24 protein-coding genes are annotated in these 24,735 nt (G+C 61.2%); 4 read left to right on the forward strand and 20 right to left on the reverse strand.

The window, feature by feature from the left end:
* Window positions 1-2: 2 nt before the first annotated feature.
* The 11 genes from ACUUL3_RS12815 to ACUUL3_RS12865 all read right to left on the reverse strand — a co-directional run bounded on the left by ACUUL3_RS12815 (window position 3) and on the right by ACUUL3_RS12865 (window position 12,098).
* The gene (locus ACUUL3_RS12815; RefSeq protein WP_448551958.1) at window positions 3-2,957 is read right to left on the reverse strand and encodes a type I restriction endonuclease subunit R; all 2,955 of its coding nucleotides are present in this window, start codon (window positions 2,955-2,957) and stop codon (window positions 3-5) included.
* Window positions 2,950-4,170 (reverse strand): restriction endonuclease subunit S, encoded by a 1,221-nt coding sequence (locus ACUUL3_RS12820; RefSeq protein ID WP_448551960.1) that lies wholly within the window; start codon window positions 4,168-4,170, stop codon window positions 2,950-2,952. Before ACUUL3_RS12820 ends, ACUUL3_RS12815 begins: the two co-directional genes overlap by 8 nt.
* Complete coding sequence (locus ACUUL3_RS12825) at window positions 4,167-5,663, reverse strand: hypothetical protein (RefSeq protein ID WP_448551962.1); 1,497 nt, start codon at window positions 5,661-5,663, stop codon at window positions 4,167-4,169. The genes ACUUL3_RS12820 and ACUUL3_RS12825 overlap by 4 nt, the downstream gene beginning before the upstream one ends.
* Before the next feature lie 11 nt (window positions 5,664-5,674).
* On the reverse strand, window positions 5,675-7,198 hold the full coding sequence (locus tag ACUUL3_RS12830) for a type I restriction-modification system subunit M (RefSeq protein ID WP_448551964.1): 1,524 nt from the start codon (window positions 7,196-7,198) through the stop codon (window positions 5,675-5,677).
* Entirely contained in the window at window positions 7,195-7,422 is a 228-nt protein-coding gene (locus ACUUL3_RS12835; protein ID WP_092193052.1) for a hypothetical protein, read from the reverse strand. Before ACUUL3_RS12835 ends, ACUUL3_RS12830 begins: the two co-directional genes overlap by 4 nt.
* Entirely contained in the window at window positions 7,419-8,936 is a 1,518-nt protein-coding gene (locus ACUUL3_RS12840; RefSeq protein ID WP_092193054.1) for a type I restriction-modification system subunit M, read from the reverse strand. Before ACUUL3_RS12840 ends, ACUUL3_RS12835 begins: the two co-directional genes overlap by 4 nt.
* On the reverse strand, window positions 8,933-9,142 hold the full coding sequence (locus ACUUL3_RS12845) for a helix-turn-helix domain-containing protein (RefSeq protein WP_063142412.1): 210 nt from the start codon (window positions 9,140-9,142) through the stop codon (window positions 8,933-8,935). Before ACUUL3_RS12845 ends, ACUUL3_RS12840 begins: the two co-directional genes overlap by 4 nt.
* 157 nt (window positions 9,143-9,299) lie before the next feature.
* Window positions 9,300-9,824, reverse strand: coding sequence for a gamma-glutamylcyclotransferase family protein (locus tag ACUUL3_RS12850; protein WP_448551967.1), 525 nt, complete (start codon window positions 9,822-9,824; stop codon window positions 9,300-9,302).
* Window positions 9,821-10,618: a glucosamine 6-phosphate synthetase gene (locus ACUUL3_RS12855; RefSeq protein WP_448551969.1), complete on the reverse strand. Its 798-nt coding sequence runs from the start codon at window positions 10,616-10,618 to the stop codon at window positions 9,821-9,823. The genes ACUUL3_RS12850 and ACUUL3_RS12855 overlap by 4 nt, the downstream gene beginning before the upstream one ends.
* A complete protein-coding gene (locus ACUUL3_RS12860; protein WP_448551971.1) occupies window positions 10,603-11,124 on the reverse strand; it encodes a DUF5049 domain-containing protein in 522 nt (173 codons plus the stop codon). Before ACUUL3_RS12860 ends, ACUUL3_RS12855 begins: the two co-directional genes overlap by 16 nt.
* Before the next feature lie 11 nt (window positions 11,125-11,135).
* Window positions 11,136-12,098: an amidoligase family protein gene (locus tag ACUUL3_RS12865; RefSeq protein WP_448551973.1), complete on the reverse strand. Its 963-nt coding sequence runs from the start codon at window positions 12,096-12,098 to the stop codon at window positions 11,136-11,138.
* 246 nt (window positions 12,099-12,344) lie between these two features.
* Here ACUUL3_RS12865 and ACUUL3_RS12870 point away from each other — a divergent pair, with 246 nt between their 5' ends.
* From ACUUL3_RS12870 to ACUUL3_RS12885, 4 genes are read left to right on the forward strand one after another with little or no spacing between them, the layout of a single operon-like run.
* On the forward strand, window positions 12,345-12,755 hold the full coding sequence (locus ACUUL3_RS12870) for a MerR family transcriptional regulator (RefSeq protein WP_200174498.1): 411 nt from the start codon (window positions 12,345-12,347) through the stop codon (window positions 12,753-12,755).
* A complete protein-coding gene (merTP, locus tag ACUUL3_RS12875) occupies window positions 12,752-13,363 on the forward strand; it encodes a mercuric transport protein MerTP (RefSeq protein WP_200174500.1) in 612 nt (203 codons plus the stop codon). The genes ACUUL3_RS12870 and merTP overlap by 4 nt, the downstream gene beginning before the upstream one ends.
* A complete protein-coding gene (merA, locus tag ACUUL3_RS12880) occupies window positions 13,363-14,814 on the forward strand; it encodes a mercury(II) reductase (protein ID WP_448551976.1) in 1,452 nt (483 codons plus the stop codon). The genes merTP and merA overlap by 1 nt, the downstream gene beginning before the upstream one ends.
* 24 nt (window positions 14,815-14,838) lie before the next feature.
* Window positions 14,839-14,994: a hypothetical protein gene (locus ACUUL3_RS12885; RefSeq protein WP_200174504.1), complete on the forward strand. Its 156-nt coding sequence runs from the start codon at window positions 14,839-14,841 to the stop codon at window positions 14,992-14,994.
* Between the two features lie 145 nt (window positions 14,995-15,139).
* On the opposite strand, the gene ACUUL3_RS12890 is transcribed toward ACUUL3_RS12885, so the two are convergent.
* The 9 genes from ACUUL3_RS12890 to ACUUL3_RS12930 are packed head-to-tail and all read right to left on the reverse strand — an operon-like array spanning window position 15,140 to window position 24,691.
* Window positions 15,140-15,397, reverse strand: a complete 258-nt coding sequence (locus ACUUL3_RS12890) for a hypothetical protein (RefSeq protein ID WP_013219032.1) — start codon at window positions 15,395-15,397, stop codon at window positions 15,140-15,142.
* A gap of 12 nt (window positions 15,398-15,409) precedes the next feature.
* Complete coding sequence (locus ACUUL3_RS12895) at window positions 15,410-18,958, reverse strand: DUF4815 domain-containing protein (protein ID WP_448551978.1); 3,549 nt, start codon at window positions 18,956-18,958, stop codon at window positions 15,410-15,412.
* A gap of 15 nt (window positions 18,959-18,973) precedes the next feature.
* The gene (locus tag ACUUL3_RS12900; RefSeq protein WP_448551980.1) at window positions 18,974-19,507 is read right to left on the reverse strand and encodes a hypothetical protein; all 534 of its coding nucleotides are present in this window, start codon (window positions 19,505-19,507) and stop codon (window positions 18,974-18,976) included.
* A 12-nt stretch (window positions 19,508-19,519) separates the two neighbouring features.
* Complete coding sequence (locus tag ACUUL3_RS12905) at window positions 19,520-19,981, reverse strand: hypothetical protein (protein ID WP_448551982.1); 462 nt, start codon at window positions 19,979-19,981, stop codon at window positions 19,520-19,522.
* Window positions 19,968-20,099, reverse strand: coding sequence for a hypothetical protein (locus tag ACUUL3_RS12910; RefSeq protein ID WP_448551984.1), 132 nt, complete (start codon window positions 20,097-20,099; stop codon window positions 19,968-19,970). Before ACUUL3_RS12910 ends, ACUUL3_RS12905 begins: the two co-directional genes overlap by 14 nt.
* Before the next feature lie 4 nt (window positions 20,100-20,103).
* A complete protein-coding gene (locus ACUUL3_RS12915; protein WP_448551986.1) occupies window positions 20,104-21,093 on the reverse strand; it encodes a hypothetical protein in 990 nt (329 codons plus the stop codon).
* A gap of 10 nt (window positions 21,094-21,103) precedes the next feature.
* Complete coding sequence (locus tag ACUUL3_RS12920) at window positions 21,104-21,697, reverse strand: hypothetical protein (protein ID WP_448551987.1); 594 nt, start codon at window positions 21,695-21,697, stop codon at window positions 21,104-21,106.
* Window positions 21,698-21,707: 10 nt separating this feature from the next.
* Window positions 21,708-23,282 carry a phage tail protein gene (locus ACUUL3_RS12925; protein ID WP_448551989.1) on the reverse strand — a complete coding sequence of 525 codons (1,575 nt, stop codon included), beginning with the start codon at window positions 23,280-23,282 and terminating at the stop codon, window positions 21,708-21,710.
* On the reverse strand, window positions 23,282-24,691 hold the full coding sequence (locus ACUUL3_RS12930) for a baseplate J/gp47 family protein (RefSeq protein WP_448551991.1): 1,410 nt from the start codon (window positions 24,689-24,691) through the stop codon (window positions 23,282-23,284). Before ACUUL3_RS12930 ends, ACUUL3_RS12925 begins: the two co-directional genes overlap by 1 nt.
* Window positions 24,692-24,735: the final 44 nt, after the last annotated feature.

A 24,735-nucleotide genomic window follows, 5' to 3' on the forward strand; every position in this document is an offset into this window, starting at 1 on the left:
TCTCAGTAGTACTGCCGGATATATCCGAACGCCTTGTCGAACAGATCCTGGTCCTTGACCTGATACTTCACGTAAATCACTTTGCGCAGGGCCTTCTGGACCTCGCGTTCTCCGGCCTTGGTATTTTGCCAGCCGGGGAACCGGACCAGGCGCACGATTTCGTCGATGTCGGTCACGATCCGCTCGACCACCATCGGTGTCTTGCCGTTCTTCACCTCGGCGAACAGTTCGGTCAGGGCCGCTTTGGCCTTGGCCTGTTCATCGACCGGGTCCACCTGCTTCTCGGCCTGGACGACCTCCTTGGCCAGGGTCAGCAGCTCCTTGAGGAAGTCGAGGCTGTGGAGCAGGCCCTGTTCGTGCCGCTCCTTGAGCTTTTCGAGGCGTTCGCCCAAGGCGACGAACTTCGGATTGTCCTTGTGCTTGCGCAGGCGGGCGATGAGCTTGATCTCGATTTCCTTGGATTTCTTGTCCGGGTCCTTGGCATCGAGCAACCCTTCGAGGACCTCGGCGTCCATCACCAGGGTGTCCAGATCGTCGCGCACCGTCTCCAGATGCACGTTCTCATGGACCAGTTCGATGGTCTTAGCCCCCAGGGCGTGCCAAAGTAGCTTGCCGTTGCCGCTCGGCGGCTTCACCGACTCATAGACCTGGGTCAGCCACTTGTAGTCCTTTTCATAAAGGCCGAGACAGGGGTCGGGAGACAGCGCCTCCCACAGACGGGAGAGCACCGAGTATTCCGCCGCGAATTTGTCCCGGGTCTCGTTATCCGGCAGGCAATCCTGCGCCGCGATCAGCCCCTCGTAGCCGCCAACGGTGCGGTCCACGCCAGGGAAGAACGCCAGGCATCTCGCCACCACGCCGGGCAGCTCCTTCTTGAGCTCGTCCAGATTGGTGATGACCTTCTGCACCGCCTTTTCATCGAAATCGAGGGCCGTGGCCACGTCATCGAAAATGCCCAGATAATCCACGATCAGGCCGTGGGTCTTGCCGGGGTAGACACGGTTGGTGCGGCAGATGGCCTGCAGCAGGTTGTGATCCTTCATCGGCTTGTCGAGGTACATCACCTGCAGAATGGGCGCATCAAAACCGGTCAGGAGCTTGGAGGTGACGATCAGGAACTTGAGCGGGTCAATCGGATCGCGGAAACGGTCGAGGAGTTTTTCCTCCTCGTCCTTGGCCAACTTCCATTCCGCGTACTGATCGGATTTGCCGCCCTGGGTGTGCATGACAATGGCGCTGGCTTCCGGCCCGACCAGTTCGTCCATGGCCTTCTTGTAGAGCACGCAGCATTCCCGGTCGAAGGTCACCACCTGGGCCTTGAAGCCGTTCGGCTCCACCTTCTCCTGGAAGTGCTTGACGATGTGCTGGCAGATGGCGTTCACCCGCACCGGGGCCTTGATCAGCACCGCCATCTTGGCGGCCCGCTTGGCCAGGTCGTCACGATCCAGCTCGCTCAGCTCATCGGTCATCTGGGAGTAGGCTTCGTCAATGGCGTCCTTGTTGATTTTCAGCTTCACGTCTACCGCCTCGAAATGCAGCGGCAGCGTGGCCTTGTCCCGGATCGAGTCCTGGAACGAGTAGCGGCTCATATAGCCCTGCTCATCCTCGTCCGCGCCGAAGGCCCAGAAGGTGTTGCGGTCCCGCTTGTTGATCGGCGTACCGGTCAGACCAAAGAGAAAGGCGTTAGGCAGCGCGTCGCGCATCTTGCGCCCCAAGTCGCCTTCCTGGGTACGGTGCGCCTCGTCCACCATCACGATGATGTTCGAACGCTCGTTCAGGCGGCCGTCCGCCTCGCCGAACTTGTGAATGGTAGTGATGATGATCTTGCGCGTATCGGCCGCCAGCAGGCTTTGCAGTTCCTGCCGGGTGGCTGCGCCGATCATGTTCGGGATATCGGCGGCGTTGAAGGTGGCGGTGATCTGGGTGTCCAGGTCGATGCGGTCCACCACGATCATCACCGTGGGGTTGCCGAGCTTGCGATGCATCCGCAGCTTCTGCGCCGCGAATACCATCAGAAGCGACTTGCCTGAGCCCTGGAAATGCCAGATCAGGCCCTTCTTGGGGTAGCCCTTGACCACGCGGGCCACCATCAGGTTAGCGCCTTCGTACTGCTGATAGCGGCAGATGATCTTGATGCGCCGGTGTTTCTTGTCGGTGGCGAACAGGGTGAAGTTCTGCAGGATGTCCAGCACCACATGGGGGCGCAGCATGGATCGGATGGAACGCTGCACATCCGCAAGCGTCCCCTCGGCCTTGTTCCCGCCTTCGTGCCACGGCCCCCAGATATCGATGGGCATGCGTACCGAGCCGTAGCGATAGCACTTGCCCTCGGTGGCAAAGGAGAGGACGTTGGGCACGAACATCTGTGGCACGCTCTGTTCGTAGCCGTTGTGGATGTCGCTGGCCCCGTCCACCCAGGTCACCGCCGGGCGCACCGGCGTTTTGGCCTCGCCGACCACCAGCGGGATGCCGTTGACCAGCATGATGATGTCGAAGCGGCGGCCGCCTTCCTTGACCGGATAGACCCACTGGTTGGTAACCACGTAATCGTTGTTGCTGAGATTCTCGAAGTCGATCAGCCGTACCGGCGTGTGTTCGCCGCGCTCGCCGAAGGGCATGGACTTCTCGCCCCGCAGCCATTCGGCAAACAGTTCGTTGGCCCGCACCAGGCCTTCGCTCTGCACCGACAGCGGAATGGTCCGCAGGCGGTAGAGCACCTCGTCGGCCCGGTCGGGCTGGGCCTTGATTTCCGGGTTCAGGCGGATGAGGGCGTCGCGCACCATCGACTCCACCAGTGCGTCGGAGTACTGACGGGGCAGCTCCTCGGCGGACACGAAACGCCAGCCTTTGATCTCGCCGCCATAACTGGCAAGCTCTTCGGTAACCATGTTCGAAGTCACGCCGCCGCAGAGCGTGTCGAGAACCATCTGTTCGACCGTGTTTTCTTCGTTAAACATGGGCTGCTCCTAGTAATTCATTGCATAGCTGCCGCTTTAGGTTCTGCTGTGCGTCGAGAAAACTCAGCAACTCTAATTCTTTTTGATCTAGCAGATTTGCACGGCTTGCAATGTAATCCTGTTCATCTTTTGGCGGGACAACAACAGCCAAATCTCGCAACATTGACGCGTTCATTTTGAAATTTACTTGTTGAGAAGTAGCACCGCTAAAAAGACGAGTTTTCCGCATATAAGAGAGCAGGCTTAATAGATAATGCCTGTTGATGAACTCATGAGGCCTGATGCGCAGAATAAAGCTCGCGTAAGTCCATTGACCATCCAAATCAAACATGGTCGTTTTACCAACGTGCTCGGGGCTCCCTGATCGCCAATTAAAAAGGATATCGCCCTTTCTCAAAATAAACGCATCCTTCTTTGGTGCCTCTATGTAAACGATTTTTGTGAGGTCAAACTTTCCGTCTAAGGTAATGTTTGCGCCTGTCAGGATCGGCCACCCAATGCTCGGGTCTGTATTGCTGGCAACTGAGGCTGAAATGCCATAGGCGACGTCAGCAATTTCAGATAGAGGCTTTATATGCCAATGCTCCGGAATTGCCCCAAAACCAGTATTGGTTGACTTCCTGGGTTGTTTTGAAGATCCTCCCAACAGAAAATCCTTGAATGCATATTCCTTAACAACAGCCATATTCCTGTTTGCAGTCATGATGCTCTCAACTACTTCATCCGCTGCCCACAGGATCTCGGCAATGCGCTTCTGTTCATCAAGGGGCGGCAGCGGGAACACTTGCTCTCGCAGCGTTTTCCAGTTGATCGTCGGCGAAAGTGAGCCCACCGATATTTCGATGGCTCGCTCCATGAACATGTCGGATTGCAGGAAGAACGGCAAAAACTCCGGCAGAATCATCTTGGGCTTTGCACGGACGACCATGGCGTGGGCCGAGCAGATGCCATCGAACTCCGCTATGGCGAGCTTGCGCTGATATGCACGGCGACGTCCGAAAATCACATCGCCTTTCTTGAATGCCAGCTTCTGTCCGGTGACATCGGAAGGGTGACCCCACTGGCGCAGATGAATCGTGCTGGGATCGAGATGCTCCAACCCGACATAGACGTCAGTCTTGGCATCAGCCGGGTCCACCCGCACGGCAACGTTTTGGGCGATGTCGCCGAACTTGACCATCTTCCAGCCGGATTTCAGGGATTGAGAAGTCATGCGTCTTCCTCCTCAGCCTGAAGAGAGGCTGCCTTTGTTTTAAGGCTTTTTTCCAATGGTGCAGCCCAAGCATAGCCTTTCAACATAGCGATAGCGCTTTCAAAATCATCCTGATCCGTCCAATCCTTCGGCGTGCCTGCATCGACCGATGCAACGATATCCGCAATTAACTGATTCCGCAGTCTCGGCTTCAGATGTCCAAGGGCAGAAAGGACTCGGCCAAGATGGCGATCTTTGAAACGGATTTGGTTGTCCTCGTTGGTAAACGATTCGAGTGCGATACCGCGTACCACATCGAACGGCCATGAAGCCCCATCCTTTGAAAGTTCTTCAAGAAACTTGCATGCAGATTTTTCTGTTCCCTCGGCGCACTGGAGAATGTTTCGCCCTAAATCAAGCTGCTGTTCCTCATTGAGTTCAGCAGCTTGATCGGGTCCATTCGACACGACGAGGTCGATTGCCGGGTTCTGCACATACCAGTTGTGGGACTTCATGGCATCGATCAGTTTCCCATAGCAAGTAAGAGTGCTTAGACCGGCTGAACGAATTGCACCTATTTCCATCTCAGAAACATGCTCAACAAAGCGTTCCCGCTGTCGTTTGGTCAATGCGCCGCTGTTGTTGAGCCGTTCAAGGTGAGTAAGAACACTGGCACGAGTGCTGGATTCGGTCAGGATTAAACCAACCAGCGAATCCTGTGCTCGCTTCCCAATTTCTTTGAACACGCCTGCAATACCACATACACGCATCAGCACTTTTGGGAATTTGCAGGTCTTGTCATGCCAATCGTCATTGGAGAAGACGTCGACGCCAACTTCCAGCAACATCGTGCGGGAGAACCATATTCCTCGGCGAGAAAACACTGACATAGAGGAATCGCCAGATATTTTCTCAAGTTCACCCCAATAATTATCGAGGAGCCATCCATGAATACTCTCATCGAGTCTTGGAAGAATATCTTTTGCGAATGCCTCAACAGCAGTTTGCTGATCATCGAGAAAACTGCGCTCTTCAAGGAGGCTTTTGAGAAGTTGCTTGCCAAAGCCATGTCTCAGCTTGACGGGCTTTGATAGAACATGTTCAACAACCACGGCCGCAGCGTGCGACACTTGCTCTTGAGATGGCGCTTCTTCGTAAGGGTGTCCATAAAGGCAGCGCATCTCATAGATGTGGTTTAGGATGGTATGGCCGGAATCAGACACAAAGCCGTACTCATGAGCTTTCGTAAGAACGAATTTATCCACGGCCTTGTGTTCACGTTCTTTTGCTTCAATATCACCAACAATTTTACCAGCAGCACCATCACGCTTTTGGGCCTCTCGGAATCGGCGCTTCAAGGATTCAGCGCAAGCCAGCCAGATCATCACGTAAGCAGCACGAAGTGCCCCCGCCTTTCCTGCTTCGACAGCATCGTCAAAAAGCGGATGGTCTTCGGTGGAATGAATATTTTTTGCGTAGCTACTCAGGTCCACTGTTTGGAGAGCAGGTTTCATGGGAGGTTTGCTCATTTGGCACCTCCCATCACCCGTGCATCCTCAAGCACCTCGAAGAGACCATCCATCGACTCCCGCAAAGCCAGCGAGCTTTCCTGCCAGTTCGCAATGGCCTGCTTGAGGCTGACCGTTTCGGCCGCCCCATTTCCGTTGCCGTTTCCGTTGTCCGCTCGCACGTAGAGCGGGATGCTGAGGTTGCTGGCTTTCTCCCGGACCTCATCATTGCCGACCACACGGGCAAAGCCGTCCTCGTCATCAAAAGCATGGTAGGCGGCGACAATGCGCTGGAGGTGGTCGTCGGTGAGGAAGCTCTGTGCCCGCTCGCGGGTCACCTCATTCACCGCGTTGATGAAGAGCACCTTGTTCCTTCGCTCCTTGGGCTTGTTCATGCGGCAGATGACGACGCAGGCTTCCATGGGTGAGTTGTAAAAAAGGTTGGGACCGAGGCCCAGCACACACTCCACCACGTCGTGGGCGACCAACTTCTCGCGCATGGACGACTCTTCGTTGCGAAAGAGAACGCCATGCGGAAATAGAATCGCGCAGCGGCCACTCTTGGCCTTCATGCTCTTGATGATGTGCTGCCAGAAGGCATAGTCGGCGCGGCCCTGGGGCGGGGTGCCGTAGATGTTCCGGCCCCACGGATCGGCGGACCAAGCATCGCGGTCCCACTGCTTGATGGAATACGGTGGATTGGCCAGGACCACATCGAACTGCATGAGCCGGTCGCCTTCGACAAAGGCGGGGTTGGCCAGGGTATCGCCCCGGACGATGCGAAAGTCCTCGATGCCGTGCAGGAACAGGTTCATCCGGCCGATGGCGGAGGTGAGCAGGTTGCGCTCCTGGCCGAACAGCCGCAGGTTCCGCCACTCCTTGTTCTGCCGCTTCAGATGGGCGACGGCGGAGAGCAGCATGCCCGCCGAACCGCAGGTGGGGTCATAGATCGACTCACCCGGTTTGGGTTCGAGCATCTCGGTCATCAGATGGACCACGGTGCGGTTGGTATAGAACTCCGCAGCGGTATGACCGGAATCGTCGGCGAACTTCTTGATCAGAAACTCGTAGCCCACGCCCAGCTCATCCTCCGGGCAGTTGGAGAGCGAAAGCGTCTGCGAGCTGAAATGCTCGATCAGCTCGCGCAACATGCGGTCCGGCAGACGGTCCTTGTTGGTCCACTGGGCGTCACCGAAGACCCCGTACAGAGTGTCGGGATTGGCCGTCTCAATGGCCCGCAGGGCATCCTGAATGGCCTTGCCCACGTTCTTGACCTTGGTTCGGGTGGCCTTCCAGTGGGCGTCCTCCGGGATCTGGAAGCGGTGCTGTTCGGGAAGCGCGGCGTATTCCTGATCGCCGCCGGATTCCTCCAGCGCATCGGCCAGTTCCTCGTCGTACACGTCGCACAGGCGCTTGTAGAACAGCAGCGGGAAGATGAACTGCTTGTAGTCCCCGGCGTCGATGTAACCGCGCAGCAAGGTGGCCGCGCCCCAGAGGTAGGATTCCAGCTCCGATTGGGAAATGTGTTTGCTTTTCTTCATCGCGCTACCACTTCCCATTCAGAAATGTCCGTTGCAATATCAACGTCATCCAGGGAGTCCCAGTCGTAATCGCCGGTCGCCTGCATGTAAACGTCATCGGCGGCCGCCATGGCCGAGTGATAGGAGCCGAGCAGGTCATCCTTGAACCATAGCCCCCAACGACCGTTGGCTTGCGGTTTGATGAGGAAGAGGCCGATGGGTGATTTGTACTGGTAGACTTTCACAGCAGACCCTCCCGGAGCAGCAGCCCCTTCAGGCGATCCTCGGCCGCATAGGCTGCCTGCAGCGATTCCTTGAGATTGGCGATGGCCTGATCGATGGTCATGGATTCTTCCTCGATCACCGGCTCCACGTAGCGGGGGATGTTCAGGTTGAAATCGTTCTCGCGGATCTCGTCGAGCGTGACCACCCGGCAGATTCCTTCCACATCCTGATAGCCCTCGTACCAGCGATGGATGTTGTCCACGTGTTCCGGCAGCAGCTCGTTCTGGGCGCGGCCGGTCTTGAACTCCTTGGAGGCGTCGATGAACAGCACCTTCTGACGGTGCGCCTTGGGCTTGCTGTCGCGGAAGACCAGGACGCAGGGTGCGAGACCGGTGCCGTAGAAAATGTTCTGGCCGAGGCCGATCACCGCTTCGAGCATGTCCATCTCCAGTAGCTTGCGGCGGATTTCCCCCTCCTTGGACATGCGGAACAGCACGCCATGGGGAAGCACCACGGCCATGCGGCCGGTCTTGCGGGCCATGGACTTGATCATGTGCTGAACCCAGGCGAAGTCGCCGGACTTGGCTGGCGGCAGCCCGGCAAAGTTGCGGCCGTAGGGGTCGTTGATCCAGACATCGTCCCCCCACTTTTCCAGGGAGAAGGGAGGATTGGCGATGACGCAGTCAAAGGTGGCGAGGCTGTCGCCTGAATAAAAGGCGGGCAAGCGCAGGGTGTCGCCGCGTTCGATATGGAAATCTTCCGCGCCGTGGAGAAAGAGGTTCATCCGGGCGATGGAGGATGTGGTCAGGTTCTTTTCCTGGCCATAGAGCTTGCCCAGCATGAGGTTCTCGTCGCCGCCATGCTCTTTGACATGGTGCAGCGCTTCGAGGAGCATGCCGCCGGTCCCGCAGGCCGGGTCATAGATGGTTTCCCCGGCCTTGGGCGCAAGGATGCGAACCATCAGCGCGACCACGGATCGTGGGGTATAGAATTCACCGGCCTTCTTGTTGGTCAGGTCGGCAAATTTTTTGATCAGGTATTCATAGGCCTGGCCGAGAATGTCCGCCTTGCAGTGTTCATTGCCCAGGTTGAGCGACGAGAAGTGTTCGATCAGATCCTTGAGCAGCGCATCCGAAAGGCGGTCTTTATTGGTCCACTGGGCGTCGCCGAAGATGCCGTGCAGGGTGTCCGGGTTGGCCTGCTCGATGCAGCGCATGGCCTTCTGGAGCGCATGGCCGATATTGGCGCTCTTGGCCCGGACATCTTTCCAGTGGCAGCCCTCCGGAACCTGGAACCGGTGGTTCTCGGGGAATTGGGCAAATTCCACGTCGCCGTCGGACTCTTCCAGTGCCACGGCATACTCCTCGTCATAGACGTCGGAGAGCCGCTTGAAGAACAGCAGCGGGAAGATGTAAGTCTTGAAGTCGGCCGCGTCGACAGGACCACGCAGGATATTGGCCGCCTCCCAGAGATGCCCGGAGAGGGTCCCGATATCCAGATCGACTGAATTGTTATTTCCGTTCTTCCTGCTCATTCAGCTTGATCCTGTCTGCTCTTGTCCGCCGCGCCGCCAGCCTTCACCCACTCGTCAACCTCGTCTTTCTTGAACTTCCAAAGACGGCCCATGCGATGGGCGGGCATCGCATGCTTGTCGATCCAGCGGTAAACGGTGTCACTGCTGACACCGAGGTACTTGCCTATCTCGTCTACTGATAACCAGCGGTCTTCCATCTCGGCCATTTCTCTAGCTCCTCATGGGCGATTGGTTTTCTTGCCACGCCAGAGGCGGTAACGGGGATGCTAGGCGCAGCTTCCCCAACTTAAAACATCCTCTAATATATTTAGGCAGGGGCCGATTGTCAAACGCTTTCGTCAGGATAAGGCCGCAAACGTCGGCTCACGGACGTAACCACTGGCCGCTGGCGACTCTCTCCGCGTATGGAGGGCATGGCATCCAATAGGTCCAGGCTGGAATCGAGGTGCGCCCGCACAGCACCGCCACCATCACCCGCTGGTACATGCTGTGCCCGCCGGGCCGGAATCCTTCCAGCCGGTCGATGGGCGGCAGGTCACGCTGCGGGTCGGTGAAGGTCACCAGCTCTCCATGGATCAGATCCCAGTCGCCGGTCGGGCGGCCGAAGCGTGGCGTGCCGATCTCCTGTTGTCTGCGAGCGTCGGCCAGTGGATCGGCGCTGCCCCGGGCCAGGATCAGACCCTCCGGCACTTCGAGGGCCGGGAAACCGGCGTGGAGGTGGTAGAGCCTGCCCCAAACCACGGCCGGTTCGATGTTGCGGGCCTGGGCGCAGAAGCGTTGATGGTTCCAGTAGCCCCGTTTCAGGGTGCCGTAGACGAAGAGCCGGAGGATGGTCTCGGGAGCGTCTTCCGGGTTTGTGTTCAGCTTCGCGGTGTCTCGAATGTTCATGCATTCACTCCTTCGGGCAATGTCACTTTGCGCTCCTGGGGTATGAAGCGGAATTCGCTGTTTTCGACGGCCCGCACATCCTCGTGGCGGATGGTGAGCATGGTCATGGGCTGCACCTCCAGCTCGCGCCAGCCCTTCTCGTTGTCCACGGCAAAGTCGATAAAGGCGTCATCCGAGGCGTAGAGCACCACCCGGTGCTGGCGGTGGATGCGCAGGCAGAGCGGCTTGTTGCCCTTGAGCACGGTGATGGTGCCGGGGTCGAGGCGCGAGGCCAGCACGGCGCTCATCTGACCGCGACAGAGGGCGAGTGCCTTTTTCAGGCCCTCCTGGTCGATGGGGCCTTCGGGCGCGAAGCGGTCGGCCAGGCGGAAGATCAGCTCGCTGTCTACCTCGGCGTAACGCGGCAGCCCGAGGCGGCGGAACAGATAATCGGCGTTGTAGATGGTGCCGTTGTGGGTGCCGATGACGATCCCGGCCCGGATGGGATGGTTGTTGCGGTTGTTGAACTCGTTGCCCCGGGTGCGCCAGCGGGTGTGGCCCATGATGATGGTGGTCTCGTTGTCGACCTGCCCGAGCAGTTCCTGGAACGGCTTCTCGTAGACCAGCTCGTGCGCCCGCATCGGCCGCTTGAAGATGCGGTGGCTGCCGTCAGTCTTGAGCCAGGCCAGACCGGAGGCGTGCGGGCCGCGCTCCTCGCTGTGCAGCAGCATGCGGATGAAGAGCTCGCGCAGGTAATCCCGCTCGTCGGGCCGTCTGCGCTTGCGACCGAAGATGATGCCTACTTGTCCGCACATGGAGCCGGGACCTCCTTGCCGCTGAAGTTCTTGCCAAGCGGTCTCGTCCCTTCGAGGACGAAGGCCGCGTATTCGCGCCGGTGGTCCGCCAGCCACGCGGCCACCTCCGGGTAGCCCATCTCGGCGGTCAGCCGGGTCACCTCCGGGTGGTCGAGCATGTTGGTGCGCCCGGAGAGCCGCACCTTCTCCAAGGCTTCGAGGAAGCGTTCCGGCCATGGATCGCTGGCCTTGTCGTCGGGCAGGAATTCGATCAGGCCGTGCCGGGCCAGACGGGTGAGAAACTCGGCTGCCGCAGCAGCGGCATCCTCCGGCAATGGCTGGGTCGGCCCGCCTTCGATGCCGGAAAGCACCTCGGTCATGTAGTCCCGGGGCGCTCGGCTGGCGGTAAACGGCGTCTGGCCGCGCATCAGCTCGACCACCTCAAGGCAGTCGGCGGCTTGCAGGGTTTCCCCGCTACCGGGGATCGGTTCGCCGTCCAGCGTGGTGGAGCGGATCAGAATCTTCATGGGGCACCTCCTTAAACAGTGAGGCCGGGAACTTGCCCGGCCTCGTTGGTGAGAGTGGTGGTTTCGGTTTCGTCCGGCAGGACTTCCTCCGGTTTGGGCCGTCCGTTCTTGAAGGCGGCGTCGCCCGGCATGTTGGCCATCAGATGCTTGCGGGCGGTCTTGAACTCGTCGCCGATCAGGCCGAGGTGGAGCAGGAAGACCCGGAAGTCGTACTTGGCGCTCTGGGGATCAAAGTCCCGCTTGCGGCTGGAGGCTGCCCGGCCGTTGAGCGCCTTGGCGGCGACGGCGAGGCAGAATTGCAGGTAGGCCTTGATCCGCCCCGCGTGGAGGGTCGCCTCGAACCAGCGGAACTCCACCGTGCCCCGGTACCAGACGTTGTGCAGGTTGACCCCGTGGTAGCGGCTGTTGTCGTAGTGCTGGGGCTGGCGGTTGTGGTAGCCGTACCAGATGCGGTTGAGCTGGTCCTTGGTGCGGGGGCGATGCTGTTCGATGCGCTGGATCAGCTCGTCGCTGACCGGCCGGGTGTAGCGGCCCAGCCGGTCGCGGCTGATGCCGAGGGCGTGAAGGATCAGCGGCTCCTGCTTGTAGACGATCTTGGCCAGGTTACCCAGGTGTCTGCCGTCGAAGGGCGCGGCGTCGATATGGATGTGAATGCCGCACTGGCTGTTGATCTTGCCTCCGGCGCGGCGGATGGCCCGGACCGCCTCCTGCAGTTGCGGGATGTCGTCGTAGCCGAGCACCGGGCTGACCACCTCGGCCCGCAGATGGGCCGGGACGCTGGTCAGGGAGGCGTCCCCCACCACCTTCCAGACGCGGCCTCGCAGGTCCTCGACCTCCCAGGGGTCATAGCTGCTGGGGATGCCGACATGGCGGACCGTGCCGCCCACCACCGAGTGGATGGCCCAGACGATCTGTTCACGGGTGCGTTTTACGGTCTCGATCTCGATCCCGTAGTGGATCTCTTTCAGGTTCATGCGTGCCTCCGTCGTTCGTGGCGCTTCTAAGTCGTTGTCTGGCAAGGCTTTTCAGCCTCCGCTTACACAATGAATGAATGCTTCTTTCCGGACACAAATCAAGTAGAAGAACAGCCGAAGCCGATATTTAACACGTTTATTTTCAATGACTTGTGAACGCTCTTGACCGAAGCTCAGTTTTTCCTCAAAAAACCCTTGACTCCGTAGTATGGTACGGACCTTATATTTAATTCAGGAGATCGAGATATGAACAACATGACCATCGGCAAGCTGGCGAAACAGTGCGGTGTGGGGGTGGAAACCATCCGCTTCTACGAACGAGAGGGATTGATTCTGCAGCCCGAGAGAAAACCTTCCGGCTATCGCCTCTATCCCGAGGAGGCGAAAGATCAGGTCCATTTCATTCGGCAGGCGAAGGATCTCGGCTTTTCGCTGAAGGAGATCAGGGAACTTCTGGATCTCAGATTGGATGGCGAACAGGCCTGCGACGAGGTGCGTTCTCTTGCGGAGGCCAAGATTGCCGACATCGAGGAAAAGATCGCCTTGCTGCAGAGGATGCGGACTACCCTGGGAGAGCTGGTCGTCGCCTGCAAAAGCAACAAGAAAACCGAACCATGCCCGATTTTGCGGGCAATCGAAAAGGAGGACCGACCATGAACCCCAAGGCCGACAAGAAACTGATGGGCGTGGGCGTCCTATCCGCCTTCGCGGCATCACTGTGCTGCATCACGCCGGTGCTGGCGTTTCTCTCCGGTGCCAGTGGGCTGGCATCCGCGTTTTCCTGGATGGAACCGGCCCGTCCCTGGCTGATCGCGCTGAGCGTCGGCCTGCTGGGATTTGCCTGGTATCAGAAGCTCAAACCACGCACCGCCGCCGAGATTCAGTGCGCGTGCGAAGATGAACGGAAACCACCCTTCCTGCAGAGCAAGGCATTTCTTGGGATCGTCACCGTATTGGCCGCACTGATGATGGCCTTTCCCTGGTATGGCAGTCTGGTCTACCCGGAAAACCAGACCAACACTGTGATCGTCCCCGCCGACCAGGTCCATACCGTTGCCTACCAGATCGAAGGCATGACCTGCCCCAGTTGCGAGGAACATGTCCGGCATGGGGCCAGCGGCGTAGACGGTGTCATTGACGTCACGGCAGATTACCGGACCGGGAAGGCGGTGGTGCGGTTCGACCGTGGACGGACCAACGATGAAGCGATCCGGCGGGCAATTGACGCGACAGGATACAAAGTGAAAGACAAGGAGGATAGGTAATGAGCGGGCAATCGCATCGGGAAAGCTGCTGCGCATCGTCTTCGGATGATGTGCGGAAATACGACCTGATCATTCTTGGCGGTGGTTCAGCGGGATTCGCCGCCGCCATTCAGGCGCATGAGTTGGGCAGGACGGTGCTGATGGTGAACGCCGAGACCCTTGGCGGCACCTGCGTCAATGTCGGCTGCGTGCCCTCCAAGACCCTGATCCGGGCCGCCGAGGCCCTGCACAAGGGAGGCCATCACGCCTTCGCCGGAATCAAGAGTGAAGCCGCGCTGGTCGATTTCGAGGCCGTTATCCGGCAGAAGGACGAACTGGTCTCGCAGCTCAGGCAGGCCAAATACATGGATGTGTTGGAGGCCTACGACCGGGTGGAACTGATCGAAGGCGACGCCAGACTGGAATCTCCCCGGACGGTGCGGGTCAACGGCGTGGTGTACGAAGCATCGAGAATCCTCGTCGCCACCGGCTCGCGTCCCTGGCTGCCGGATATTCCCGGCCTGGCCGAGAGTGACCCGCTCGACAGTACCTCGGCCTTCGAGCTGACGCGTCTGCCGGAATCAATGATCGTGCTGGGTGGGCGCTATATCGCCCTGGAGATCGCTCAGATGTTCGCGAGACTCGGAACCAGGATCACCGTGCTCCAGCGCAGCGGGCGGATTCTCCCCACCGAAGACGCGGATCTGACCGAGGCGTTGACCGGCTATCTGCGGGATGAAAGTCTGCGCATCGAAACTTCGGTTCGGGTCCACGAGGTGAGGCGTGAGGGTTCCGGCGTGGTTGTCCGCGCTCATGTCGGTGATGCGGAGCGGGAGTTTTCCGCCGAACGGATTCTGTGCGCCACCGGCAGACGGGCCAACACCGAAACTCTTGGTCTGGAGCAAATCGGAGTGCGCCTTTCCGGGCAGGGCGAAATCCTGGTGGACGAACATCTGCAAACATCCCAGCCCGGAATCTTTGCCGCCGGAGACGTCATCGGCGAACCCGCTTTCGTTTACACGGCGGCCTACGAGGGACGCCTGGCCGCCGCCAACGCCTTGTCAGGGGAGCCACAAAGGCGCGATTACCGGGCGTTGCCCTGGGTCATCTTTTCCGATCCGCAAGTGGCCGGTGTCGGTCTGAACGAGCTGGAAGCGGCAAGCGCCGGAATCGAGGTGGAGGTGGCCAGACTCGATCTCAGGAACGTGCCCCGGGCGCTGGCGGCGAGGGACACCCGGGGCTTCATCAAGCTTATCCGCCGCAAGGGTTCCGATGAACTGATCGGGGCACGCATCCTGGCACCTGAAGGCGGCGAACAGATCATGGAGGCCGCACTGGCGATCCGCCACGGCATCGGCGTGTCGGATCTCGCTTCGGCCTTCCACCCCTATCTGACCCAGGCGGAAGGGATCAAGCTCTGCGCCCAGACCTTCGGCAAGGATGTAGCCAAGCTGTCATGCTGCTCGGCATAAACAACTACAAAGGAGAACGATTTTATGGAAGATTTGGTCTGTTACTGCTTCGGGTACACGGCGTCCGACATTGAAGAGGATGTCCGTCTCAACGGCAAATCCACGATCCTGGAGAAAATTCTGTCCGAAAAGAAAGCTGGCGCTTGCCAGTGTTCCGTGAAAAATCCCAAGGGCCGCTGATGTGTCGGTGATGTCCGCCAGTTGGTGGACAAGATTATGGGCGGTTCCAACCTCTTCGTTGGACCCTGACGGTTTCAAGAAGCAGAAACCCCGGAACGGGCTGGCCGTATCCGGGGTTTCTATGTTGGCGGTGGCAGTGAGCCGGTCAGCCGGAGGCGGTGTCAGAGGTGATCAGGCTGGCGTGCAGCTCGAGGTTGCGCGACTCGTCGGCCCGCATCCGCGCCAGCAGCGCCGTGAAGGCCTCCGCTTCTGCAGCCGGGAGCTTAGATGCCCGTTCCAGCCGCGCCAGGCGCTGGTGCAGATTCTCCAGCAGGCCCAGTGCGTGGTCGCGGATCAGCCCGTCGCGCTTCTCCTGCGGCGTAGGGATGAACTCGGTCAGGCCGCCTTTGCGTCGAACGATCATGGCCGTGCCTCCTTAGCTCAGGGTCGCGCCCAGCGAATGGATGCGTGGGTAGATCAGCGGCGTGCCGGTCATCTCGGCCTTGTAGCGGACCTTGTTGCCGGTGTTGTCGGTGAAGGTGCGCACCAGGGTGTACTCGGTCCAGTTCTCGTCGATGGGCCGGGTCTCCTGGATGGTCATCGCCTCCCAGGTCAGGCCGCCGTCGTTGCTGGCAAACCATTGCAGGGTGGTGCCGCTGGGGATTTGCATCTGCACATAGGCCTTGGTCGATTCCACTCCCTGGGTCAGCTCGTTCTCGCGGGTCAGGTAGGCCCCGGTGGTCTTGTTGAGGTAGCCCACCAGGTTGACGTCGCGGAAGTTGATGGCCGGGGTGTCGTTGGAAAGCGAGCTGCTCAGGCGCACGCGGATCTGGACCCGGGTGGCGAGGTTGGGCAGCCGTTCCTCCTCGGCGGGAACCATGGCGTCCCAGGTCACGCCGCCGTCGGTGGAGTATTCCCAGTCGAGGCCGGTGCCCTGGGGGATGGCCGAGTATTCGTCGAGGTTGATGTCGGAGAACTGCACGCCGGTGATCGGCTGGAAGCGAATCATCCCCTCGGACTGGAAGTTGTAGCCGTAGATCTTCATCGCCAGGTCGGAGCCGTTGAGCGGCGTCCAGGTTTCGGCGTTGGAGCTCTCCAGCAGCACGCCTTCCATGTAGGTCTGCCGGGTGATGATGCCCCAGCGGCCCATCTTGCCGAGGGTGGCGGTGCGGACCTTGTAATTGGTGCTGTTGGTCAGCAGCACCACGGCATAGCTGGTGTTGGCCTCGGCGTAGAACGGGTCGTCGAAGCGAATGCGGGTCTCGCCGCTCAGGCTGATCTCGTTCGGGGCCAGCACTTTCTCGGCGAACACCACACCGTTGGGCAGACCGGTGGTGACGCCGCGAATCTGCACCGTGACCGGGATGCTCGGGTCCCTGGCGGTGAACTGCAGCCCGATGCTGGAGATCACCTGGTTTTGGGTGAAACTGAAGGTCTGGGCCAGCGGATCGCGGGGTACGAAGATGGTCTGAGTGCGCCAGACCACCTGCACCACGGGCACGCGGATGATGCGGTTTTCGATGATGCGCTCGATGCGAGTAATGACCAGCGGATCGTTAATCTGCAGGCTGGCCCGGGCCGAGTAGACGCCGTCGGCCATCTCCACGATCCGGTTGCCGTTGCGGGCGTTGGTCGGAATGGTGAAGGAGGCGCTGACCCGACCGGCCTCGTCGCTGATCAGGTTGCTGGCCATCACCTGGCCGTCACAGCGCAGCACGATGCCGGATTTGCTCGGGGTGAAGTTGATGCCGATGACGGCAATGCCGGTCTGGCCGCGCCGCCCGAGGTTGGGCGTGATCTGCAGCATGGCCGGGGGCTTGTCGAACACCGCGTAGGGGTTGATGTTGCGCTCCTCGGACCAGTCGTTCTGCTCCACCAGCACGGTCTCGTTGCCCGGCAGCAGCACCAGGCTGCCGAAGAAGCTGGCGTTGCTGCCCGCCTGATCGACCGAGAGCACGGTGGAGTGCGGAATGCGGTCCGGCGCGACGAAGCGGGCGATCTCGTTCACCCGGGCGTCCCATTCGGCGTGGTAGATGTCCGACTGGGCGGTGTTCGAGAAGTCGTCCGAGTAGATGCCTTTCTTGGTCTGGGCGTCCCGGTTCTGCAGCTCGTTGTTCATCTGGTACTGGGCATCGTTGTACTTCAGGTCCTCGACGTCCTGAATGATGTCATGGATCTGGTCCATGGTGATGCGGGTCAGGCCGAAGTTGCGGATCTCCATGTCGGTGGAGTTGGGCGGGCAGTCGATGCTGCACAGCCCCAGGGCGTTTTCCGGCACGATGGGCAGCTTCGGGAAATCGGCCGGAGCCCCTTCCAGCCGCTTGATCTCGGTGGTGGTGGCGTAAACGATGTCGCGGCGGCCGAGGTAATAGTCATAGTCCAGGCTGCAGTTGGAGCCGTTCACCGGTTGGTCGCCGAGGCTGCCGCGCCCGAAGTTGATCACGTTGAGGTTGCCCAGCTCGAGCTGCACCGGCGACATGGTGAGTCCGGCCGTGTTGGTGGCCGGAGGCGAAGCGGTGCCGATCTCCTCGACGCCGTCGTCGACGTAGGAGAGCGCCTCGCTGCCCAGCTCCATCAGGCGCTTGTAATCGGTGCGTGCGCCGTTGGTGGCCGCCCGGTAGACGCGATAGCCGGTCGCGCCGCTGACCGGCAGCCAGGTGAGCTTGTTCATCTCCCCGGCGGCGGTGGCCCTGGCGATGACCGCAGCGGCGTTGAAGGCCGTCTCGCCGGTGGCGTTGTAGGCGGTCACCAGATAGAAATAGTTTCCGGCCGCCGGATGGTTGGCCTGTCCGAACCAGCCGCTGTCCACATAGTCGGTGCCCTTGACCATCTGCTTGGTGTAGGTCCAGCGCACCGTGTAGGTGGTGCCGATGGCCGGTTCGTTGCCGGAGCCGAGCCAGTCGACATGGTTGCCTGACTGCTGCCAGTCCACGCCCTCCTGGAAGATGGTCGCTCCCTGGCTGACCTCGAGGATGTCCACCACGGGATTGGGATCGAGCAGGTCTTCGCCGCCGCCCACCGAGCCGCGAGTGACGTTGCGGGTAATCTCGACGATGGCCTCCACCTGGGTCGTCTCCTTGAGCGGGGTGGAGTTGACCGGATAGCGGCGCTTGTTGATATCGAAGGTCTTCTGCTCGCCGCGCACCGACTTGGTGGCGATGGATTTGGGCACCAGGGTCGAGGTGGGCAGATCGCGCTGATGCCGGAAGCCCTGGATGTAGGCGCGTCCGGCGTTGGTGATCGCCTCCACGCTGTCGTCGTCGACGCCGCCGATAAAGGTGTCGAAGCCACGCACCAGGTAGCTTCCGGCCTGGTCGAAGGTGCGCTCGGCCAGGTTCTGAATCAGGGAATTGAGTCCCTCGGCGGCGGCGAAGGAGAGCTGGTCCTCGGTGATCGATGAGACGGTGATCCGGCTGCCCGGCAGCGTGCCCAGCAGATCCCGCAGGTAGAGGTTGGACTTCTCCTGCACCGTGGGCGTGACGTCGCCGCTCTCGCGGTCGAACTTGTAGATCGGGATCACCCGGCGCTCGGCCACGTTGTTGGGCAGCGTCTGGCCGCTGGTGTCCGTCGCCTTGAGGGAGAGCGCCCATTTTTCCCGCTCGGCGGTGGGCTCGCCGGTGGCCGGATTGATCAGGGCCGGGTCCTGGGTGTAGCCGTAGTTGTACTTCAGCAGCTCCACGTAAACGTAATCGGCCCCGCTGGTGGTGGCCGGATCATAGGTCAGAGTCGCGCCGCTCACCTGTTCCAGATGGCCGTCGATGTAGACCACGCCCGGAGCCAGGGTCAGGACGTTGGCGGCCGCGCTGACCTCGAGGCCCATGATGATGGAGCCTTCCTTGAACAGGATGTCGGCGATCTTGCGCCGCTCCAGGTTGATGATGTCCTGCTGCTCGTTGAGTTCGGAATCCAGCAGGTCGCGATCCTGATGGTAGCGGATGCGCTTGTAGTTCTTGGTCGGGTCGAATGTCTCGCGTGAGATGCTCATGATTGAATCCTCCAGTTAGATCTTGATGATCCCGACCAGCTCCACGCGGGTGTCGGAAATCTTGTTGAAGTCGGGAATGTTCTTCACCTCGTACAGGTAGCCCGGGTGCAGCACCTCGCCGGTCGGGTTGGTGTCCTGATGGAACACGCCGCCCATGGCGAGATCCCCGGTGACGCTTTCCACGTACTGCACATCGCCGCCGAAGAAGCCGTATTCGCGGATGGTGATGCCGTTGGCCTCGGCCTCGTCGAAGCGAAAGAAGATGCCGATGGTGTTGGTCTCCTCGCCGGTTTCGAGATAGCGCACGCCGTTGACCAACAGAGCCCCTTCGGCGTCCTCCTTGAGGAAGGTCCGCTTGTAGTAGCGCTTGCGGGCGCGTTCGTTTCTGAGCCCGGTCTGGCCGATGTCCGGCGCGGGCGGATTCTGCGGGTCGGCAAAGCTGGCATCCCCGTCGCCGATGGCGCAGTGGGTGATGCCGTCCACGGCCTGGCCGAGGAGGAGTTTGGCCGTCAGTATCCGGCCGGTTTTGACGATGAGTCCCAGTGCCATTGCTGTTCTCCTTTAGGTCTGAATTTCGTGGTCTTGATCGATGAGCACCGCGAACAGGATCTGGCGCGTGTCGGCCAGCAGCCCGGCCGGGATCGCGATGCGCTGAACTGTGTCGGATCGGCTGCTGTGTGCGCCAGACGTACGGACGCTGGTATCGATGCTCCGCAGCCAGGGGCGCGTCACCCGCACCGCCGTGTCGGCATCGACGCCCATACGTCCATGGATGACGAGCCACAGGTCGGAGCTCCGGTTCAGGTGGTTGTTCACGCGAAGCGCGAGGTCGGACCGACGTTCGAGCCGATGGGCGACCCGTACTGCGCTGTCGGCCCGGACCATCACCGTGCGCCTAGCCGGTGCCCCGGAAAACAGCTCGAAGAGCGCTCCGGGTTGCGCCGCGCCGATGGCGAGCAGTTCCGACCGCCGGATGCCTCTGCGGGTGGTGATGGATGCCAGTTGTCCCTTATGCACGGCCACGGCGAATCCTCCCGCAGAGCTTGAGAGCCTGGCCACGGTTCATGGACAGGAGCGTTCCCGGGCGTCGCTGGCCGGTGATCGTGGTGACGAATTTGAGCTTTCCGCTATGCGTTGCCATGGCGTTACTCCTTCACCGCGCACCAGCCGCCGGTGGTCAGGTTGAACACGCGGTAGCTGTCCGTTCCGATCTGAATGGTGTCTTCCGAGGCGACGTTGCCGCCGCCCACGGCGAAGATCTCGATGAGTTCGCCACGCAGTTCCTGGTAGGCGGCGGAGCCGGACATCGAGGCGAGCCAGGGAAAGAGGATGGTGGTGCCGTAGCGCATCTCTGGATCGGTTTCGCCCTGGAGCCCACCGTGGGCCGCGCCGCAGCGGCCCTGCTGGCCGGACGCGGAGGTCCAGCCGTCGAACTTGTTCACGGCGTAGAAGGTGCCCGGCGCGTTGTAGTAGCTGTTGACGACCGGCTGCGGGTCCTCGCCGATCTTGGCTCCCGAGGCGTAATCCCGAACGAGGGTTTCGACGGTGATGGTGTTTGGCGTGACGGCGGTGTCGATGGCGCTCACCCGCACGCGTTCGATGCCCGCGTCGTCCTTGATCACATAGTCCTGTCCGGGCGTGACCACGGTGGCGTCGTTGACCTGAAGCACCACGCCGCTTCCGGCGGTGACCGCCGCCTGCGCGAGCGCGATGGCCCCGGACCAGAAGCGTTTCAGCAAGCCGCTGTAATGGCCGTAGTAGGTGGAGACGAGCTTGGTCACCACAAAGACGTGATCCAGGTCGGCGAACAGCCAGAAGATGAAGTCGGCGCTGTCCTCCACCCGCAGGTAGGTGTAACTGGTGTGCGAAGCCTCGTTGATGCCGGTGTGGGTGGCAGCAATCCAATACTGGAATGCCGCGACGTGAATCCGCCCGGAGGTGGTGCTGATACGGAACTGCAGATAGACGTCCTCGGCCCCGGATTCCCCGTGAGACTTGAAGACGAAATACGGCTGCGGGTCGGCCGACTGGTCGTCATGCAGGGTCCAGCCGGTGGTGGTCACCAGAAAGGTCCGCAGTTGATTGAGCAGGTCGAGACGACCGTGGGCGAGTCCTTGAATGCTGTGGTATGCCATGGCGGCCTCCTTAGAGAATCGGGTTTTCCGTGCCGGTCAGGCGCAGCTTGATGTCGAGTTTGTTTTGCACCGGTGTGCCCGGGAGCACGGTGCAGCGCCGCCAGAAAGACAGCGTCTGCTGGAAGGCCTTGTCACCGAGATTGAGCGGTGCGCCCTGGGTGGCGGTGTCGAGTCCGGCCTGGGTCAGGGCCAGGCGGTACCAGACCGATTCGTCGGTGCCGGTCTCATCAATGGGATCGAGCACCAGCCCGGTGTAGTCGTAGCCGGAATAGACGGTCGTTCCGGCGTCGTGCGCGGCCGGAGCGGTGTTGGCAACGCCCCGCTGCACGGTGAGATTGGCGGTGCCGCCGCCGCTTTTGATGAGCATCTGCTCGCCGTCGATGATGATGAGTTCGCCGTCGGCAAAGCGCGGTTCGGCCAGGGCGATGGAGGTCTGCGTCGCGTCGATGGCCGAGGGGAGGCTCGTCTGCTCGTTGGCGACGTAGAGCTGCCGATCCTTGATGTCGCCGTCGGTGCCGTTGTAGCTCTCGGCCTCGGGGCGGCTGAAATCCCCCTCGGAAATCTGCTGAGTCAGCGCTTCGTCAAGATAGAGGTGAATCGCCATGGGTTCTCCTTCAGGTGGGCCACTGGGTGGCGCGATAGTTATTGGTGGCGGCCTCGAACCCGGCCTGCGTGGGCGCGTGCAGGTCCTGTTGACGGAACAGCCAACGGTAGGACGGCCGCGACCAGCGGAATCCGGCCTGGTTGAGGCGCATGCGGCTGACGCGCATCGGGCGGGTCCGATCCACGGAGAGGCGCAGGCCGGTGGTGTTGAGCGGGCTCGCGCCCAGCTTCATGGTCTCGACCCGATGGCGTTGGAGAGAACCTGTGTCCACGTAGATCTCAAGCGAGGCCCGTTCGCCGGTCAGATTCGCATTGCTCAGATACCGGGTGTTCAGGGTGTTCGCGTTGAGCCGGAACACAGGCCCTCTCCGCCCCCATCGGTCGATCCGGTCGACGGCCAGGGTGACGTCCGCGTCGCAGCCAGCGGTGGAGGCGAGCAGCAGATTGCTGATGCCGCCCTGGTTGGCGGTGAGGTCGAGACCAGCGTTGAGCCTGGCGCGGCCGAGCTGGAAGCAGAGGCGGTGTCGGGATTCCAAGGGCAGGCGCAGGTCGTACTTGGCCTCCGCACGCTCGACCGGTTCCGCCTGCGTGTCGAAAAAGAAGTCCTTCTGCCGGAAGCAGTAGCGCAGCGCGGTCTCGCCATGGGTCAGCGGCTTGCGGTTGAGATGGCTCTCGCCCAGCCCGAAGCCGCTCTCCAGCACATCCCCTTCGAAGTCGCGGCCGGTGTAGATGGACGTGCAGAAGGAAACCCGATCCTCGCCGACGCGGGTGTACGGCAGCCGCCAGTCGTTGAGGGCCTTGTGGTTCAGGCGCATCCGGTTCTGGCGGCCGTGAAAACGGGAGACTTTTACGGCGGCCCGGTCGATTTCCGGGAGCATCTCCGTGGTACTGGTGAGCTGCAGCAGCTCCCAGGCCCTCTGCTTGTTGGTCAGATGACGGCAGGAACCGAGCGAGGAGCGGCCAAGGACGAAGGTCTCGTCGAGAAACGCCAGCACGATCCGGCGCACGGCGTTGGCGTGCCCGAAGTCGAGCATTGCGCCGCCTTCGATCCATTCGAGCAGGAACTGGAGCCAGAAACAGCGCGTACCCGCCGGGTGGTGAAACACCAGGGCGTCGCGCAGCCCCTCGGTCTGGTTGAGACACAGCACGCGAAACACGCCGAGGCTGAACACCAGCCCGGGCAGCTTGGCGCTGCTGAGTCGGGAGCGGGCATTGAGACGCAGCGCCGAGCGGAAGGTTTCCTGGAGCTCCCCCTGCCAACCAAGCACCTTAAAGTCGCGTTCGATGGCCGGAATGGTGCCCTTGCGGCGATAGACTTCGACCGCCTCCCGCACACGGCGGCGCTGGCAGTCCGGCGAACAGGTGCCGTCCACTTCGAGGCCGACGAGCCTTGCCAGCAGCGGCAGAAAGCGCTCGTCGCAATGATCCACATCGAAGATGGTCGGGAAGTCGTCGATGGCCTGCTTGAGCTCGTCCAGCGTTCCGGCTGGAAGGCACAGAAATGTGCGCAGGTCACCGGCCTCGTCGTTGTGCTCGTAAAGCGGCGGCAGCAGGCCGAGCAGATTGTCCTTGAACCAATCCGACATCAACCGGCCCTCCGCAGATCGAGGTTGACTCTGCCGAGAACCGGAATTTCGCCGTGGCGCAGCTCGATGTCCTGCTGGGGCGCGTAGAGATGCATGTGGCTGACGCCGCGCACGCCGTCGATCAGGGCCACCAGGTCGGAGAAGTGAATGGTCTGCCCGAAGGAGACCCGGTCGAAAGAAAAGAAATCGGTGAGCTCGGCTTCGATACGGCTGCGCACGTTTTCCAGCGGTTCACCGGGCCAGATGTAGACCTCGGCGTCGATGGAAACGGGCCGGTAGATCGGGTCGAACAAGGTGATCTCGACCGTGATGACCTTGCGGCGTTCGAGAAACTCGGCGAGGTCCCGCTTGAGCAGCGCCGAGGGCATTCCGCCGCCGTTGGGGGCGATGGCCAGTTGGACGTTGTAATAGCGGATGTTCTGGCAGGCATTGGTGTCGAGCACCTTGGCCTTGGCGACGCCGGGGTAACCTTCGGCGAGCGCCTGGTAATCCTCCAGGGTGACGGCTTTCCAGAGACTGCGCAGCTCCGCCGGTGCCTGTCGGCGGGCATGTTCGAGGGCTTCCCGCGAAGCGCCGCCGGTGGCGGGCACCGGGTTGGTGACGGTCAGGGGAACCTGGCCTCCATCGAGGTAGACCGGGCTCAGCAGTTGGGTGATCCGGTTCGGACCGAGATTTCCCTGGTCCCCGATGGTCTGCAGATAGCTGACGGCAATGGCGCTTCCCTGAGCGGGTACAGCGCCGCTTTGCCCGTCGCCGAAAATCAGGGTGGAGATGTCGAGGGCGTCCAGGTCGGCCATGAAATGGCGGCTGTCGGCCAGGCTGTCCTGCAAGTGATCGACCTCGCTCCAGGCGTCGTCCCCCACCGTAACGGTGATGGTGCCCTGGGCGATGACGCCGCCGGTCAGGCGGATGCGCTGGAATGGCAGCCCCGTCGAAGTGAAGGTCTCGGTGCGGCGCACGCCTTGACGGGTTGGGATGTCTACCGAGAGTACGCCTCGCGGGATCAAGCCGTCCTCGACCGTCTCGAAATCCGCCTCGCCGTCACTCAGCAAGGCGCGGCAGGCTGTCCCCGCCGGAATGGTCAGGTCCTTGCCGAGCGGGGCGGAGAGCCGGAAGCGCAGCGTGGTGGTGGAGGCCACCGGCGAGTCCAACCGGTAGCCGATGAGCTTGCAGAGGTTGATGACGTTCTGCCGCTGGCGGGCCGTGGGCAGAAAGGCCTCCGCCGCCTGGGCGTCCAGGTAGTAGGCCAGCATGTCGCCCACGCCGCAGAACAGATCGAGCAGGACGACGCCGAGATCGGAGTGGTTGAAATCGGTCCAGCGGTCGGTGAGCTGCGGGATCTTCGCCAGCAGCTCTTGACGGATCGATTCGTAATCCTTGTTGATGTATCCGATGCTTGCGCGGCCCATGGTCTCTCCGGTTTTCGGCGGTTACGCGAGAGCGCCTGATGCTC

The organism is Thiovibrio sp. JS02 (assembly GCF_053485635.1).